The sequence below is a fragment of the Microbacterium karelineae genome, assembly GCF_009745985.1.
GTDB lineage: Bacteria > Actinomycetota > Actinomycetes > Actinomycetales > Microbacteriaceae > Microbacterium > Microbacterium karelineae.
The window spans coordinates 1-14566 of sequence record NZ_WFIX01000186.1; the positions used below are offsets into that span (position 1 = coordinate 1).

At 70.2% G+C, this 14566-nt stretch carries 15 protein-coding genes, 1 pseudogene and 1 riboswitch; of the genes and pseudogenes, 14 read left to right on the top strand and 2 right to left on the bottom strand.

What is annotated here, in order from left to right:
- Positions 1–35 precede the first annotated feature (35 nt).
- Both GB932_RS12390 and GB932_RS12395 read right to left on the bottom strand, forming a co-directional pair.
- Positions 36–1169: an IS30 family transposase gene (locus GB932_RS12390; protein WP_156760168.1), complete on the bottom strand. Its 1134-nt coding sequence runs from the start codon at positions 1167–1169 to the stop codon at positions 36–38.
- A 317-nt stretch (positions 1170–1486) separates the two neighbouring features.
- Entirely contained in the window at positions 1487–1912 is a 426-nt protein-coding gene (locus tag GB932_RS12395; RefSeq protein WP_156761013.1) for a MarR family winged helix-turn-helix transcriptional regulator, read from the bottom strand.
- 130 nt (positions 1913–2042) lie between these two features.
- Between GB932_RS12395 and GB932_RS12400 the strand changes: the two genes are divergently transcribed.
- From GB932_RS12400 to thiS, 14 genes and pseudogenes are all read left to right on the top strand, one after another.
- Complete coding sequence (locus GB932_RS12400; protein WP_231916169.1) at positions 2043–2741, top strand: GntR family transcriptional regulator; 699 nt, start codon at positions 2043–2045, stop codon at positions 2739–2741.
- Between the two features lie 14 nt (positions 2742–2755).
- On the top strand, positions 2756–4462 hold the full coding sequence (gene atzF / locus GB932_RS12405) for an allophanate hydrolase (RefSeq protein WP_156761015.1): 1707 nt from the start codon (positions 2756–2758) through the stop codon (positions 4460–4462).
- A gap of 52 nt (positions 4463–4514) precedes the next feature.
- Positions 4515–5495: an ABC transporter substrate-binding protein gene (locus tag GB932_RS12410; RefSeq protein ID WP_156761016.1), complete on the top strand. Its 981-nt coding sequence runs from the start codon at positions 4515–4517 to the stop codon at positions 5493–5495.
- A gap of 2 nt (positions 5496–5497) precedes the next feature.
- Positions 5498–6364 (top strand): ABC transporter permease, encoded by an 867-nt coding sequence (locus GB932_RS12415; RefSeq protein ID WP_156761017.1) that lies wholly within the window; start codon positions 5498–5500, stop codon positions 6362–6364.
- A gap of 11 nt (positions 6365–6375) precedes the next feature.
- Complete coding sequence (locus GB932_RS12420) at positions 6376–7179, top strand: ABC transporter ATP-binding protein (protein ID WP_156761018.1); 804 nt, start codon at positions 6376–6378, stop codon at positions 7177–7179.
- A 388-nt stretch (positions 7180–7567) separates the two neighbouring features.
- A pseudogene (locus GB932_RS19635) lies at positions 7568–7774 on the top strand (alpha/beta hydrolase); the annotation flags it as partial.
- Between the two features lie 46 nt (positions 7775–7820).
- Entirely contained in the window at positions 7821–8207 is a 387-nt protein-coding gene (locus GB932_RS19640) for an alpha/beta hydrolase (RefSeq protein ID WP_306769954.1), read from the top strand.
- Between the two features lie 178 nt (positions 8208–8385).
- Positions 8386–9129: a Rossmann-like and DUF2520 domain-containing protein gene (locus tag GB932_RS12430; protein WP_156761019.1), complete on the top strand. Its 744-nt coding sequence runs from the start codon at positions 8386–8388 to the stop codon at positions 9127–9129.
- Positions 9126–9977 (top strand): pantoate--beta-alanine ligase, encoded by an 852-nt coding sequence (panC, locus tag GB932_RS12435; RefSeq protein ID WP_156761020.1) that lies wholly within the window; start codon positions 9126–9128, stop codon positions 9975–9977. Before GB932_RS12430 ends, panC begins: the two co-directional genes overlap by 4 nt.
- Positions 9977–10363, top strand: coding sequence for an aspartate 1-decarboxylase (gene panD, locus GB932_RS12440; RefSeq protein WP_156761021.1), 387 nt, complete (start codon positions 9977–9979; stop codon positions 10361–10363). The genes panC and panD overlap by 1 nt, the downstream gene beginning before the upstream one ends.
- Complete coding sequence (panB, locus tag GB932_RS12445; protein WP_156761022.1) at positions 10363–11232, top strand: 3-methyl-2-oxobutanoate hydroxymethyltransferase; 870 nt, start codon at positions 10363–10365, stop codon at positions 11230–11232. The genes panD and panB overlap by 1 nt, the downstream gene beginning before the upstream one ends.
- A gap of 38 nt (positions 11233–11270) precedes the next feature.
- A riboswitch (TPP riboswitch) is annotated at positions 11271–11379 on the top strand.
- Positions 11378–13108, top strand: coding sequence for a phosphomethylpyrimidine synthase ThiC (gene thiC / locus GB932_RS12450; RefSeq protein ID WP_306769955.1), 1731 nt, complete (start codon positions 11378–11380; stop codon positions 13106–13108). Its footprint overlaps the riboswitch before it by 2 nt.
- Positions 13095–14330 (top strand): glycine oxidase ThiO, encoded by a 1236-nt coding sequence (gene thiO, locus GB932_RS12455; RefSeq protein WP_156761024.1) that lies wholly within the window; start codon positions 13095–13097, stop codon positions 14328–14330. The genes thiC and thiO overlap by 14 nt, the downstream gene beginning before the upstream one ends.
- Positions 14327–14566, top strand: coding sequence for a sulfur carrier protein ThiS (gene thiS / locus GB932_RS12460; protein ID WP_156761025.1), 240 nt, complete (start codon positions 14327–14329; stop codon positions 14564–14566). Before thiO ends, thiS begins: the two co-directional genes overlap by 4 nt.

A 14566-nucleotide genomic window follows, 5' to 3' on the forward strand; every position in this document is an offset into this window, starting at 1 on the left:
GGCGGATTCCAGTGGTGGTCGCAACACCGGGTGTTTTATACGAGTTGTAGCAGACGCTCGGCTGGGGTGTCCCAACCGAGTGTCTTGCGGGGACGGCCGTTGAGTTTCTGCGCGACGTGCTCGAGATCTTCCGGACCGTGGATCGACAGATCGGTGCCCTTCGGGAAGTACTGCCGCAGCAGCCCGTTGGTGTTCTCGTTCGAGCCGCGTTGCCAGGGCGCGGCGGGATCACAGAAGTAGACCGGGACGTTCGTGGCGATCCGGAATGCCTTGTGGTCGGCCATCTCCGATCCCTGGTCCCAGGTCAGCGACCCGCGCAGATGCGCAGGCAACGAACCGATCAGGGGGACGAGAACATCCCGGACAGCCTCGGCGGTATGGTCGCTAGGCAGATGCCCGAGCATCACGTAACGCGTGGACCGTTCGACGAGGGTGACGATCGCGGACTGGTTGCCCGCCCCGACGATCAGGTCCCCTTCCCAGTGCCCGGGGACGGCGCGGTCTTCGACGTCCGCGGGGCGGTCGCTGATCATGATCATCGGATCGACGAACCGGCTCGTGCGGTGTCCCGGCGATCGGTGCGGCTTACGACGGGTCCGTCCGGTGCGCAGCGCGTCGACGACGGCGCGTTTCAGGCCGCCGCGGGCCTGGACATAGATCGCCTGGTAGATCGTCTCCGTGCTCACCTGCATGCTCTCGTCGCCGGCGTGATCACGCGACAAGACGCCGCTGATCTGCTCCGGAGACCATTGTTGCGCCAACCGGTCCGACACGAACTCCCGCAGCCGTCCCGGCTGGGCGAGCTTCGCTGGCTTCGGGCGCGCCCGTTTCACGGCCGCGTCACGATGCGCGCCATACGGCAGATAGACGCCGCCGGTGGTCCGGGCGTCGAGCTCGCGTTTGATCGTCGATGCCGACCTTCCCAGGTCCCGGCCGATCGCCCGCAACGACCAACCGAGTCGGGTCAGATCCGCGATCTTCTCCCGTTCTGGAAGCGACAGCAGACGAGAACCCGTCTGCTCGGGAACCTGTGATGGTGGTGGAGTCGTCATGGACTCCATCGTGACCTGACCGGTGGAGTAATTCACGCGGCGCCCGTCGGGATGAAACCGCGAGTTCCGCGAGTGATGGACACCGTGGTCCCAGTCCTGGGCGGTGCGTTCGTGGATCCCGACCCGCTGGGCCGCGTCTCGTCGAGACGCTCCCTCTTCCCGGAGCCGCTTGTACTCGCCCTGGCGCGAATCCGGACGCGGCTGGCGGACCGATCGCTTTCCCGCTTTCCGCGCCCAATTGCGGGCGGTGTAGTAGTTCACGCCCAGCTCGCGAGCGGCGATCCCCACGTTGCCGACCTCGTCGAGCAGGACGAGGAACTGTTGACGCTTCTCCGAAAACGACACGATGGCCGCGACCTCCTGAAAGTCAGGGCGTTGCGACCACCGCTAGAACCCAACGTTGGCGGATAGGGCGTGTCGTGGCGACCGGGACGCTACGCGCGGAGCTTCTGCGTGAGGGCGGTGAGGGTGCGCAGCTCGTCGTTCGTGAGGGACGACATGCGCGCGGCGATGTGGCGGCCGTGCTCGACGGCGAGCATGCGGAAGGTGCGCGTGCCGGCCTCGGTCGCCGTGACGAGGGCTCCGCGCCCGTCCTCGGGATCCGAGCACTTCGTCACGAGGCCGCGCGAGACCATCTTGTCGACGAGGCGCGAGACGCTCGGCTGACTGATGAGCATGTTCTCCGTGATGTCGCGCAGCCGCGCCGTGCCATCCGTGCCCCGGACGACCGAGAGCAGCACGTCGTATTCGCCCTGCTGCAGCGAGGAATCGGCGAAGTCGCGCTTGATGTCCTCGAACACCTCGTGCTGCGCGCGGAAGAGGCTCTCCCACGCTTCGACGGCAAGACGACGATCCGGCATGCATGCAAGTGTATGCGTCTCGGCGTGACCGCGTCGGGCGATCCCGTTCACAATTCGTCCGCCGCCGGTGACCGTGGGGCAACGCCGCCGAAACATGTGCACACGACGCTGTCCATCGATGGATACAACATTGAGTGCAACTGGGGCTGGCCGGGCCAGGCGCGTTCCGGCGCGCACCCGCGTCTACGAGTCGCTGCGTGAGCAGTTGCTCACGACAGCGACGGACCCGTTCCACCGGTATACGGAGGAGAACGTCGCTGAGCAGTTCGGCGTCTCGCGTACTCCCGTGCGCGATGCCCTGGCGCGGCTCGAGGTCGACGGACTCCTCATCAAACGCGATGGAGCGCTGTTTCGCTACACGCCGACGCTCACCGAGTTCACCGAGTTGTACGAGCTGCGTGTCGTGCTCGAGACCCGTGGGCTCGAGCGGGCGATCGACGATCCGACGGTGCGTCATGACACGGCGATGCTCGAGGCCGAGCAGGCGCTGTGGCAGGAGCGCGCTGAGGCGCAGATCGCACCCGATCCGGGCTTCGTGATGGCCGATGAAGGTTTCCATCTCGCGCTTCTCGGCTCCGCGGGGAACTCCGAGCTGACGAGTGCGCTCGAGCGTGTGAACCGTCGGATCCGTCCCGTGCGCATGCATGACTACCTCACGCAGGACCGCGTCGACGCGACCATCCGCGAGCACCTCGAGATCTTCGAGGCCGTCCTGTCCGGTCGCCTGCGCGAGGCACGCGACCGCCTGAGGAAGCACGTCGGACAGTCGCAGTCCATCGTCGAGGCCCGCGCGGCGCGGGCCATGCAGCTGTCGAACATGGCCCCGTGAAACAGGAGAACCACATGAGCATCCCCGACCCCATCCTCGCCGTCCGCGACGCGTTCGCGCGGATCACGGCATCCGAGGCCGACTCCATCTGGATCTCGCTGCGCGACGAGGCCGACGTCGCCGCCGATGCGGAGGTCGTGGCGCAGCGACTCGCTGCGGGTGAGTCCCTTCCGCTTGCGGGTACGACGTTCGCGGTGAAGGACAACATCGACGTCGCGGGACTCGCCACGACAGCGGCACACCCGGCGTTCTCGCACATCCCGCAGCACACGGCGACCGTCGTCGAGAGACTCCTCGCCGCAGGCGCACTGCTCGTCGGCAAGACCAACATGGATCAGTTCGCCACCGGTCTCGTCGGCGCGCGCAGCCCCTACGGGCGCCCGTCGAGCGCACACCACGCAGACCGTGTGTCCGGCGGATCCAGCGCGGGCTCCGGCGCGGCCGTCGGGCACGGCCTCGTCGACTTCTCGCTCGGAACGGACACAGCCGGATCCGGTCGCGTGCCCGGAGCCTTCAACCGCGTCGTCGGGCTGAAGCCGACGGTCGGCCTCGTTCCCTCCGATGGGGTCGTTCCCGCCTGCCCCTCGTATGACACGGTCTCGGTGTTCGCGCCCGACGTCGCGCTCGCCGCGCGGGTGCTCCGCGTCATCGCCGGGCCGAGCAAGCTCGATCCGCACTCGCGCGCCTGGCCGCAGGACGCGCCGCAGGCCGCCCCCGACTCCGCGGTGGTCGCCGTGCCGCGGGACGCCGACCTCGGCTCCCTCACTCCGGCGATGCACGACGCCTTCTCGACGGCGATCGCTCGCACCCGCGAGATCGGCTCCGAGATCGTCGAGATCGACTTCTCGCCGTTCCTCGAGGCCGCGAAGCTGCTCTACGACGGCGGGCTCGTCGCCGAGCGCGCCTCCTCCTACGGCACGTTCCTCGCGGAGCACCCGGACGGGGCGGATCCATCGGTCGCGGCGATCGCGGCGAAGGCGATGCGGATCACAGGCGTTGAGGTGATCGCCGACCAGCAGCGCCTTCTGCAGCTGACGTCGGTCGCACGGGAGACGCTCGAGGGAACGACCGCTCTGCTCATCCCGACCGCCCCCCTTCACCCGACGTTCGCGCAGCTCGACGCGGATCCGATCGGTGTGAACTCGCTCGTCGGCACCTTCACGAACTTCGTCAACCTCATGGATATGTCGGCCGTCGCGGTCCCCACTGGGCCCGTCGACGCGGAGGGCGAATTCGGTGTCACCTTCGTCGCGCCCGCCTTCCACGATCAGATCGTCGCCGACCTCGCCGCTCGATTCCGCGGCGAGCCCATTGCGCCCCTCGTCGGAGCGCCGGGAACCGAGGTGGCCGTCTTCGGCGCGCATCTCACGGGCGAGCCGCTCAATCACCAGCTTGCAGAACTCGGCGGGCGGTTCATCCGCGACATCGCGACGTCCGATGGCCACCGCATGCTGCTCGTGCCCGGAATCGTCGACCGCCCTGCCATCGTGCGCGCCGACGACGGCGAATGCGTGCCGGGCGAGCTGTGGCGGCTGTCGCCCGCGGCGCTCGGCACGTTCCTCGCCGGGATCGCCGCGCCGCTCGGGCTCGGCGAGATCGAGCTCGATGACGGGACGACGGCGATCGGTTTCATCGCGTCGGTGTCCGACCGCTCTCTCCGAGACATCACCTCGACCGGCGGCTGGCGTGCATATCGCGCCGGCGTGCTCGCCTCCGCCTGACCCGCCAGCGCCGGGCCGCGGCGCACCGCACCACGACACCTGGAGATCACTCATGCACACCATCACGAAGGCCGCAACGGCCACCGCAGCTGTCTTGGCTCTCAGCGCCGGTCTCGCCGGATGCTCCGTCGACTCGACGATCGCCGACGCTGAAGCGGGGACCGCCGGGGGCGCGATCACGATCGGCACACTGCGCGCACAGCCGCATCTGTACACGCCGTTCACCTATGACGACTTCGCGCCGGAGGGAACCGAGATCGAGGTCGTCCTGTTCGACACCTCGAGCGACATCAAGAACGCCGTGGTCTCAGGATCGATCGACTTCGGCGTAACGGGGGCCGCGTCGGTCATCTCCGGTGTCGCCGAGGAACAGGACGTGACGATCGTCGCGTCGTCTGCCGACGGAGGGACGCGCATCGTCGCGTCGCCGGATATCACCTCGGTCGACGATCTCATCGGCGCGAAGGTCGGCTTCCCGATGGGCGCGACGCAGGAGATCCTGCTCAAGCGCACGCTCGAGGCGCAGGGCCTGGACCCGCTCTCCGACGTCGAGCTCGTGAACCTGCCGTTCTCCGATATGGCCACGGCCTACGGATCCGGCCAGATCGATGCGTTCATCTCAGCGGAGACGGGGCCGTCGATTGCGATCACCGAGGGCGCTTACGAGCTCATCTCGGCCTACGACACCGAAATCGGCCGCACCAACATCGTGCTGGCCGCGCGCCCGTCCTACATCGCCGACAACCCCGAGGTCGTGCAGACGATCGTCGACGCCCACGTGGCCGCCAGCGAGCACCTCGCGGCGCACCCCGACGAGTGGTCGGCCGGGCTCGTCGACGAGTTCGCGATCGAGAAGGATGTCGTCGACGCCGCGATCGAGAACATCTGGCCCCGCTGGGAGGTCGACGAGGCCTTCATCGCGACGCTCGAGGCGATGAGCGTCGAGATGGCCGCGTTCGACCAGATCGCGAACGAGGCCGATATCGAGGAGCTCGTCGACACGACATTCGTCGACCAGGTCGAGGTCGAGTGACCATGTCGACCGCGACTGTCGCGCCCATCGCGCCATCCGAGAAGGGACTTGCATCGACCGAGCAGAAACGGCGCGTTGTACCAGCCTGGCTCATCGCGCTGCCCGTTCCGATCGCAGTCCTCGTGCTGTGGCACCTCGGCGCCAAGGGTGGGTGGGTGCTGCCGTTCGGGATCATGATGGAGTTCCTGCCGACGCCGGCCGAGGTCGGGTCACGGCTCGTCGACTTCGCATTCGGCGGGGTGCACGATGACTCGTACAGCCGGACGATGTGGGCGCACCTGCTTGCATCGACGCTGCGTGTGCTGCAGGGATTCGGGCTCGCCGTGGTCGTCGGCGTTCCTCTCGGCGTCCTGATGGGGCGATCGAGGCTGCTCTTCACGCTGCTCGAGCCGACGGTCAACCTGGTCCGTCCGATTCCGGTGACGGCGTGGGCACCGCTGTCGCTTCTCATCATCGGCTTCGGTGACCGGTCGACGATCTTCCTCGTCTTCATCGCGGCGGTGTTCCCGATCCTCCTCAACACGGTCTCGGGCGTGCATCAGGTACCCGGCAGGCTGTTCGAGGCCGCGTCGATGCTGGGGACCCCGCCGGTCCAAGCGCTGTACAAGGTCGTGCTGCCCGCGGCCGCGCCCAGCATCATCGGCGGTATGCGCATCGCGATGGGCCTGTCGTGGGTGATCCTCGTCGTCGGCGAGACGGTCGGAATCAACACGGGGCTCGGCGCGCTCATCACCCAGGCGCGCGAGCAGTCTCGCACTGACCTCATCATCGCCGGCATGATCGTCATCGGCCTCGCGGGGTTCGTCGCCGATCGCCTCCTCACTCTCATCTTCCGTCTCGCGTTCGGGCGCCGCCCGATCCTCACCTGAGGGATCCGACCATGAACAGGACAGCAGCTCAGACCCGTGTCGCCCCCGCCGACATCGCGATGCGCGGCCTCGGCAAGCGATACCCGGGAACCGCGCTCGCCGCGGTCGAGGACGTCGACGTCGAGATCCGCGCGGGGGAGATCGTGTGCATCGTCGGAGCGTCGGGATGCGGGAAATCGACCGTACTGCGGATGGTCGCCGGCTTCGAGACGGTGACGGACGGCGACCTGCTCGTCGCCGGTGCGCCGATCGCGGGCCCGGGGCCGGACCGGGGCGTCGTCTTCCAGGATTACGGCCTGTTCCCGTGGCTGACGGTCGCCGAGAACATCGCGTACGGACCGCGCCAGGCCGGGCTCGCCCGCGCGGAGGCCGCAGCGCGGACGCGGGAGGCCCTGGAAGCGGTCGGTCTTGCTCGCGTCGAGAGGTCCTTCCCGCACCAGCTCTCCGGCGGCATGCAGCAGCGCGTGGCGATCGCGCGGGTCCTCGCCAACAAGCCGTCGGTCATGCTGATGGACGAGCCCTTCGGGGCGCTCGACGCGCTCACGCGCACTGACATGCAGCACGAGCTGCAACGGATCCAACGCGACGCGGGCGTGACGGTCCTCTTCGTGACGCACAGCATCGAGGAGGCCGTCTATCTCGCCGATCGCGTCATCGTGATGGCGGGCGGCACGGCGCACGGCATCGCCGGTCATGTGCGTGAGATCGTTGCGGTCGACCTGGGGGAGGACCGGGATCCGAACTCGCCCGCCTTCAACGAGATCGAGCGGCACATCGATGCGCTCGTCCACGCGGGCAACGCCGCGCGCGTCTGACCGCTGCGACGCGGAAGAGCCCGGCCGAAGATGACTTCGACCGGGCTCGTGTCCCTTGCACCAAGAGTGTCCTGCAATCACATGCGATGACCGCCACAGCAAAACGATCACCGTGCTGAGCACTCTATAACGGTGAGGTAACGGCGAGCAAGGGGTTTCCGTGATCTTTTCGTTATTCATAGGTTTCGCATCAGGAGCGCCCAGGCAACGAGCTGATGCGACGTTCCCAGGCGGCCCGTGCTGGCTCGGCGCATAGGCTGATCTGATGACGAAGACGGCGACGCGGCGCCCTGTGTGGGTGCGGATCCTCGCCTGGGCGGGAGGTGCGCTCGGAGGGCTCATTCTCGTCGCCGTCGCCGCGATTCTGATCTGGAGCCAGGTCGGGGTCATGCAGGCCGAGGCGGGCCCGCTCGACGAGGTCACGAGCGACGCGGCGATCGCGTACGCCGACACGGACGCCGCGATCACGCTGTCGCCGACCGCGGGCGATTCGGGGGTCGGGCTCGTCTTCGTCCCCGGTGCGAAGGTCGATGCCGCCGCCTACGCGAACCGGCTCTCGGGGCTCGTCGCGGAAGAGGGGATGACGGTCGTCATCACCCGGCCATGGCTGAACCTCGCCTTCTTCGACCCTCGCCCGCTCGATGACTTCACCGCGCTCGCACCCGACGTCGACACGTGGATCGTCGGGGGGGCACTCGCTCGGTGGGGTGCGTGCCTGCGGTCTGGCCGCCGACGCCGATGCGCTCGTCCTGTTCGGATCGTACTGCGCGACGGACCTGGCGGCGTCAGGGCTGCCGGTGCTGAGCATCGGCGGAAGCGAGGATGGCCTCTCCACCCCGGAGAAGATCCAGAGCGCATCCCACCGCCTGCCCGCGGATGCGGTGCTCGTCGAGATCGCCGGGGCGTCCCACTCCTCGTTCGGCGACTACGGCGCGCAGGCGGGCGACGGTGTCGCGACGATCGCGGATCCGGCGATGAATCGCGAGGTCGTCGACCGCGTCGCGGCGCTCGCCGCGCGTGCGGGCTGACAGCGGAGATGCGATGTCGACAGTCGTCGATGAAATCATTCTGCTGACCCACGTGGTTGAGTACGTGCATATCTGTGAAGCAGGTAGCGAGATTAAGTTGTCGATATGATCATCGATTTGTGACGCGGGGCGTGGCGGGCGGATACTCGAGTCGCGCACGACCCCCGCGCAGCACCCTATGAGCATCCCCTCGACGCCCCCTCGCGAGACCCGCAGCGTCGCCCTCGTCGGCAGCGGCCGGCTCGGCGGCGCGTTCGCGCGCGCCCTCCGCGCCGCGGGCGTCGACGTGCTCGGCCCGACGGGGCGAGGCGAGGAGATCCCGACGGCGGACATCGTGCTGCTGTGCGTTCCCGATCGCGAGATCGCGCACGCCGCGCGGGCGGCGAGAGGGCGGGCCGCCCTCATCGGCCACACCTCGGGCGCTACGTCGCTCGACGAGGTCGACTTCGGGATCCACCCCCTGCAGACCTTCGCGGGCGGAGACGGACCCGACGCGTTCGAGGGAATCGCGTGCGCGGTCGCCGGCCGGACAGGGGAGGCGCTCGCCGCCTCCGAGAGCCTCGCCCGCGCGATCGGCGCGCGGTCCTTCCCGATCGACGACGATCGCCGCGCGGCGTATCACGCGGCGGCCTGCATCGCCTCGAACTTCCTCGTCACCCTCGAAGACGCGGCAGAGCGCGTCGCCGGCACGGCCGGCATCGCCCCGGCGGACGCCCGCGCGATGCTCGCACCGCTCGCGCGGCGCACTCTCGACAACTGGGAACGCCAGGGAGCGCCTGCGCTCACGGGGCCGATCGCGCGGGGCGACGACGCGACGGTCGCCCGCCACCGCGCGGCCGTCGCGGCGCTTCCCGACGTCGCCGCGCTGTTCGACGCCCTGCGCGACGGGACCCGCCTGCTGGCAGAGAGGAACGCCTCATGAGGATCCTGCGGACGATAGACGAGGTGCGCTCCGCCATCGCGGCGGCCCGGGTGAACGGCGACTCGATCGGGCTCGTGCCGACGATGGGTGCGTTCCACGAGGGGCACCTGTCGCTCATGCGCGCCGCCCGTGCCGCACACGACCTCGTCGTCGTGTCGCTGTTCGTCAACCCGACGCAGTTTGGGCAGAACGAGGACCTCGGCTCGTACCCGAGGGACGAAGCGCGCGACGCGGCTCTCGCGGACGCCGAAGGCATCGACATCCTGTTCGTCCCCGCAGCGGATGAGATCTACCCCGATGGATTCGCGACGACGATCCACGTCTCCGGCGTCACCGACGTGCTGTGCGGTGCCAGCCGCGGCCCGCGCCACTTCGACGGCGTGGCGACCGTCGTCGCGAAGCTGTTCGCGATCGTCGCGCCCGATGCCGCGTTCTTCGGTCAGAAGGACGCGCAGCAGGTGCTCGTCGTGCGGCGCCTCGTGCGCGACCTGAACCTGCCCGTGGAGGTCGTCGCCTGCCCGATCGTGCGCGAGCCCGACGGCCTCGCCATGAGCTCGCGCAACATCTACCTCGACGCCGACGCGCGCGAGCGCGCCACGGCACTGAACCGCGCGCTCACGGCCGCCGATGACGCGGCGGGCGCCGGCGCCCGCGACGCGGGGGAGATCCTCGCCGCGGCCCGCGCCATCCTCGACGCCGCCGGCGTCGACCCCGAGTACCTCGAGCTGCGCGACGCCGACGACCTGCGCGAGGTCGCGCGGGTCGACGGCGACGCTCTGCTCGCCGTGGCCGCCCGCGTCGGGGCCGCGCGCCTCATCGACAATCACATCCTGAGGGGAGGCGCCTGATGCGCCGCACCATGCTCAAGTCCAAGATCCACCGGGCGACCGTGACGGGCAGCGACCTGCACTATGTCGGGTCCATCACGATCGACCCCGACCTGCTCGAGGCGGCCGACATCCTCGTGCACGAGAAGGTGCACGTGCTCGACGTCGACAACGGCGCGCGCTTCGAGACCTACACCCTGCGGGGAGAGCGCGGATCCGGCACGATGCAGGTCAACGGAGCCGCCGCGCGCCTCGTCCACACGGGCGACACGATCATCGTCGTCTCCTACGCCGACTACGACGAGGCCGAACTCGCCGACTACGAGCCGACCGTCGTGCACGTGGGCCGCGCGAACGACATCGCGGCCGTCGACGACGCTGTGGGCGAACTGCTCGGAGACGTCTGATGAGCGCGACCCCGGCGGACCGGCCCCGCCTGCGCGTCGGCGACCTCGCCTCCATGAAGGCGCGCGGCGAGAAGATCGCCATGATCACCGCCTACGACCACCCGAGCGCGCTCGCCGCCGAGGCGGGCGGCGCCGACGTCGTCCTCGTCGGCGACTCCGCGGCCATGACCGTGCTCGGCTACGACAGCACCGTGCCCGTCACGGTCGACGAGATGATCATGCTCTGCCGCGCGGTGCGCCGCGGGCTGACGCGGCCCGTCATGGTGGCCGATCTGCCGTTCGGCTCATACGAGGGATCCGACGAGATGGCGATCGCGACCGCGCAGCGCTTCGTCAAGGAGACCGGCTGCGACGCCGTCAAGCTCGAGGGCGGCGGCACCTCGGCCGAGCGGGCACGCGCGATCGTGCGCGCGGGGATCCCGGTGATGGGGCACGTCGGCCTCACGCCCCAGACGGCGAACGGCCAGGGCGGCTACCGCGCTCGCGGGCGCACGGCCGAGGAGGCCCTCGAGGTGTGCGAGGGCGCCCTCGCGCTCGAGGCCGCCGGCTGCTTCGCCGTCGTGTTCGAGGCGATCCCCAGCGACGCGACGGCGGCGATCGCGCCGCGCATCGGGATCCCCGTCATCGGGATCGGCGCCGGACCCGCGGCCGACGGCCAGGTGCTCGTCTTCCATGACCTCCTCGGCATATACGACGGGCCGGCCGCGCGCTTCGTCAAGCGCTACGACGCCCTGCGCGCGCGGATGGATGCCGGCGTGGCGGCATATGTGGGCGAGGTGCGCGCGGCGGAGTACCCTGCGGCCGAGCACGGATACGGCATGTCGAACGAGGAATACGCGCGCCTCGAGGAACTCCTCGCCGCCCGCTGACGCCGACTTGCGCCGCTCGCGGACCCTGCTAACCTGATCCGCGACCACACGGGAGTCCCAGCAGGGGCTGAGATCGGGCTGATGCTGCCCGCGACCGTCGAACCTGAACCGGCTCATACCGGCGGAGGAAGTGAGGAGCGCCATCTTGCGCACCCGAGAAGCGACCCATTCGCTCGACCACCTGCACGACGACGAGCACGACATCCGGGTGCCGGTCACCCGCATCGCGCTCTCCGACTCGCCGAACGGCGAGGAGAACGCGCCGTTCACGGCGTACCGCACCGAGGGGCCCGGCGGCGATCCCGTCCGAGGCATCCAGCGCCTGCGCGAGCAGTGGATCCGCCGCCGCGGCGACACCGAGGAGTACGTGGGTCGCCCCCGCAACCTGCAGGACGACGGCCGCGCCGCCGCCCGCCGCGGCGAGGCCTCGGCTGAGTGGCGCGGCCATGATCAGGCGCCGCTGCGCTCCGTCGAGGGGCGCACCGTCACCCAGATGCACTACGCCCGCCAGGGCATCATCACCGACGAGATGCGCTACGTCGCGCTCCGAGAGGGCTGCGACGTCGAGCTCGTGCGCAGCGAGGTCGCCGCGGGCCGGGCGATCATCCCCCTCAACGTGAACCACCCCGAGGCCGAGCCGATGATCATCGGCAAGGCGTTCCTCGTGAAGATCAACGCCAACATCGGCAACTCGGCCGTGACGAGCTCCATCTCGGAAGAGGTCGACAAGCTCACGTGGGCGACCAAGTGGGGCGCCGACACGGTCATGGACCTGTCGACGGGCGACGACATCCACACCACCCGCGAGTGGATCATCCGCAACTCGCCCGTCCCGATCGGCACCGTGCCGATCTACCAGGCGCTCGAGAAGGTCGACGGCGACGCGCACCGGCTCACGTGGGAGATCTTCCGCGACACCGTCATCGAGCAGTGCGAGCAGGGCGTCGACTACATGACGATCCATGCCGGCGTGCTGTTGCGTTACGTGCCGCTCTCGGCCGACCGCGTGACCGGCATCGTCTCGCGCGGCGGATCCATCATGGCGGGGTGGTGTCTCGCGCATCATCAGGAGAACTTCCTGTACACGCACTTCGACGAGCTGTGCGAGATCTTCGCGCGCTACGACGTGTCGTTCTCGCTCGGCGACGGGCTGCGCCCCGGATCCACCGCCGATGCGAACGACGCGGCGCAGTTCGCCGAGCTCGACACGCTCGCGGAGCTCACGCACCGGGCGTGGGAGTACGACGTGCAGGTCATGGTCGAGGGGCCGGGTCACATCCCGTTGCACCTCGTGCGCGAGAACGTCGAGCGGCAGCAGGAGCTCTGCTCCGGCGCCCCGTTCTACACGCTGGGCCCGCTCGTGACCGACGTCGCCCCCGGCTACGACCACATCACCTCGGCGATCGGCGCGACCGAGATCGCCCGCTACGGCACGGCGATGCTCTGCTACGTCACGCCGAAGGAGCACCTCGGGCTGCCGAACCGCGACGACGTGAAGACGGGCGTCATCACGTACAAGATCGCGGCGCACGCGGCCGACCTCGCGAAGGGCCACCCCGGCGCGCACGAACGCGACGACGCCCTGTCGAAGGCGCGCTTCGAGTTCCGCTGGCGCGATCAGTTCGCGCTCTCGCTCGACCCCGACACGGCAGAGGACTTCCACGACGAGACCCTGCCGGCCGAGCCCGCGAAGACGGCGCACTTCTGCTCGATGTGCGGACCGAAGTTCTGCTCGATGCGCATCTCGCAGGACATCCGCGACCGCTTCGGTGGCGCCGCGGAGCAGGAGGCGATCGTGGAGATGCGGCGCAAGTCGGAGGAGTTCCTCGCGCAGGGCGCGACGGTCTACCTCGACGAGCCCCGTGTGCGCGTCTGACGCCGACGTCGCGGTCGTCGGCGCGGGCGTCGTCGGATCCGCGATCGCGGCCGTGTGTCGCGCCGCGGGCGCGAGTGTGCGCGTCGTCGACCCGGATCCGGGCGGCGGTGCGACGCACGCGGCCGCCGGGATGCTCAGCCCCTTCGGCGAGCTCGAGCACACGGAGCCCGTCCTCTACGCGCTGGGGCGGGCGGCCGTGGAGGCGTATCCGGAGTTCGTCGCGGCGGTGCCGGGCGGGGCCGAGGCGTGCGCGTACGAGCGCGCACCGACGCTCGTCGTGGGCGCCGATGCCGCCGATGCGCGTCGCCTCGACGAGCTGAGCGCGCTCGCGAGGGGATCCGCATCCGTCCGCCCGGCGGCGTGGCGCGGCGACGAGGCAGGCGCCGCGGCACCGGCTCCCGCGGGGTCCGCGGGCGTGCGGCGGCTGTCGTCGCGCGAGGCGAGGTCGCTCGAGCCGCTCCTCGCGCCCGGTGTCTCCCGCGCGCTGCTGGCCGAGGGAGACCACCGCGTGGATCCGCGCCGGCTCGCGGCCGCGCTGCGGGCCGATATCGGCGACCGCGTCGTGCGCACGCGGGCGGTGCGCATCGCACGCGATGGATCCGGCCGCGCGACGGGCGTGGAACTGGCGGACGGTCGCCGGATCCGCGCAGGCGAGACCGTGATCGCCCACGGCACGGGGCGCATCGACGGCCTCGACCTCGGCGGCGCCGTCCGCCCCGTCCACGGCGACATCCTGCGCCTGCGGGCCCCCGAGGGCATGCGGCTGCGGCACACGGTCCGCGGGCGCGTCCGCGGTCGCCCCGTGTACCTCGTGCCGCGCCCCGACGGCACCCTCGTCGTCGGCGCGACGCAGCGCGAGGACGGCGACGACGAGGTGTCGGCGGGCGGCGTGCACGCGCTGCTGCGCGACGCCATCGCGCTCGTCCCGTCGGTCGAGGAATGCCGCTTCGTCGAGCACACGGCGCGCGCACGCCCCGCGACGCCCGACCACCTGCCGCTGGTCGGACGTGCGGGCGACGGCCTGCTCGTCGCGACGGGGACCTTCCGCGCGGGCGTGCTGTTCGCGCCGCTCGTCGCCCACATCATCTCGGCGCTCGCCGCGGGCGGGGATCCCGGCATCGACATCGGGCCGCTCGACCCGCGGCGCTTCGCCGGCGCGCGGACGGTCCGCCCGCCGGCGCAGGACGGCGCACGTCGCACACTCGAAGGAGCACGCACATGATCGAGATCATCGTCAACGGCGACCGCCTGACGCTGCCGGACGGATCCGGGCCCGCAGACGTCGTCGCCGCCCTCACCGGGCGCGAGATCGGCCCGGACGGGCAGCCGGCCGACGGCGAACCGCTCGGCATCGCCGTCGCGGTCGATGACGCCGTGGTGCCGCGCCGCGCATGGGAATCGCATCGCATCGCAGGCGGCGCCCGCGTCGAGGTGCTGACCGCGGCGCAGGGAGGCTGA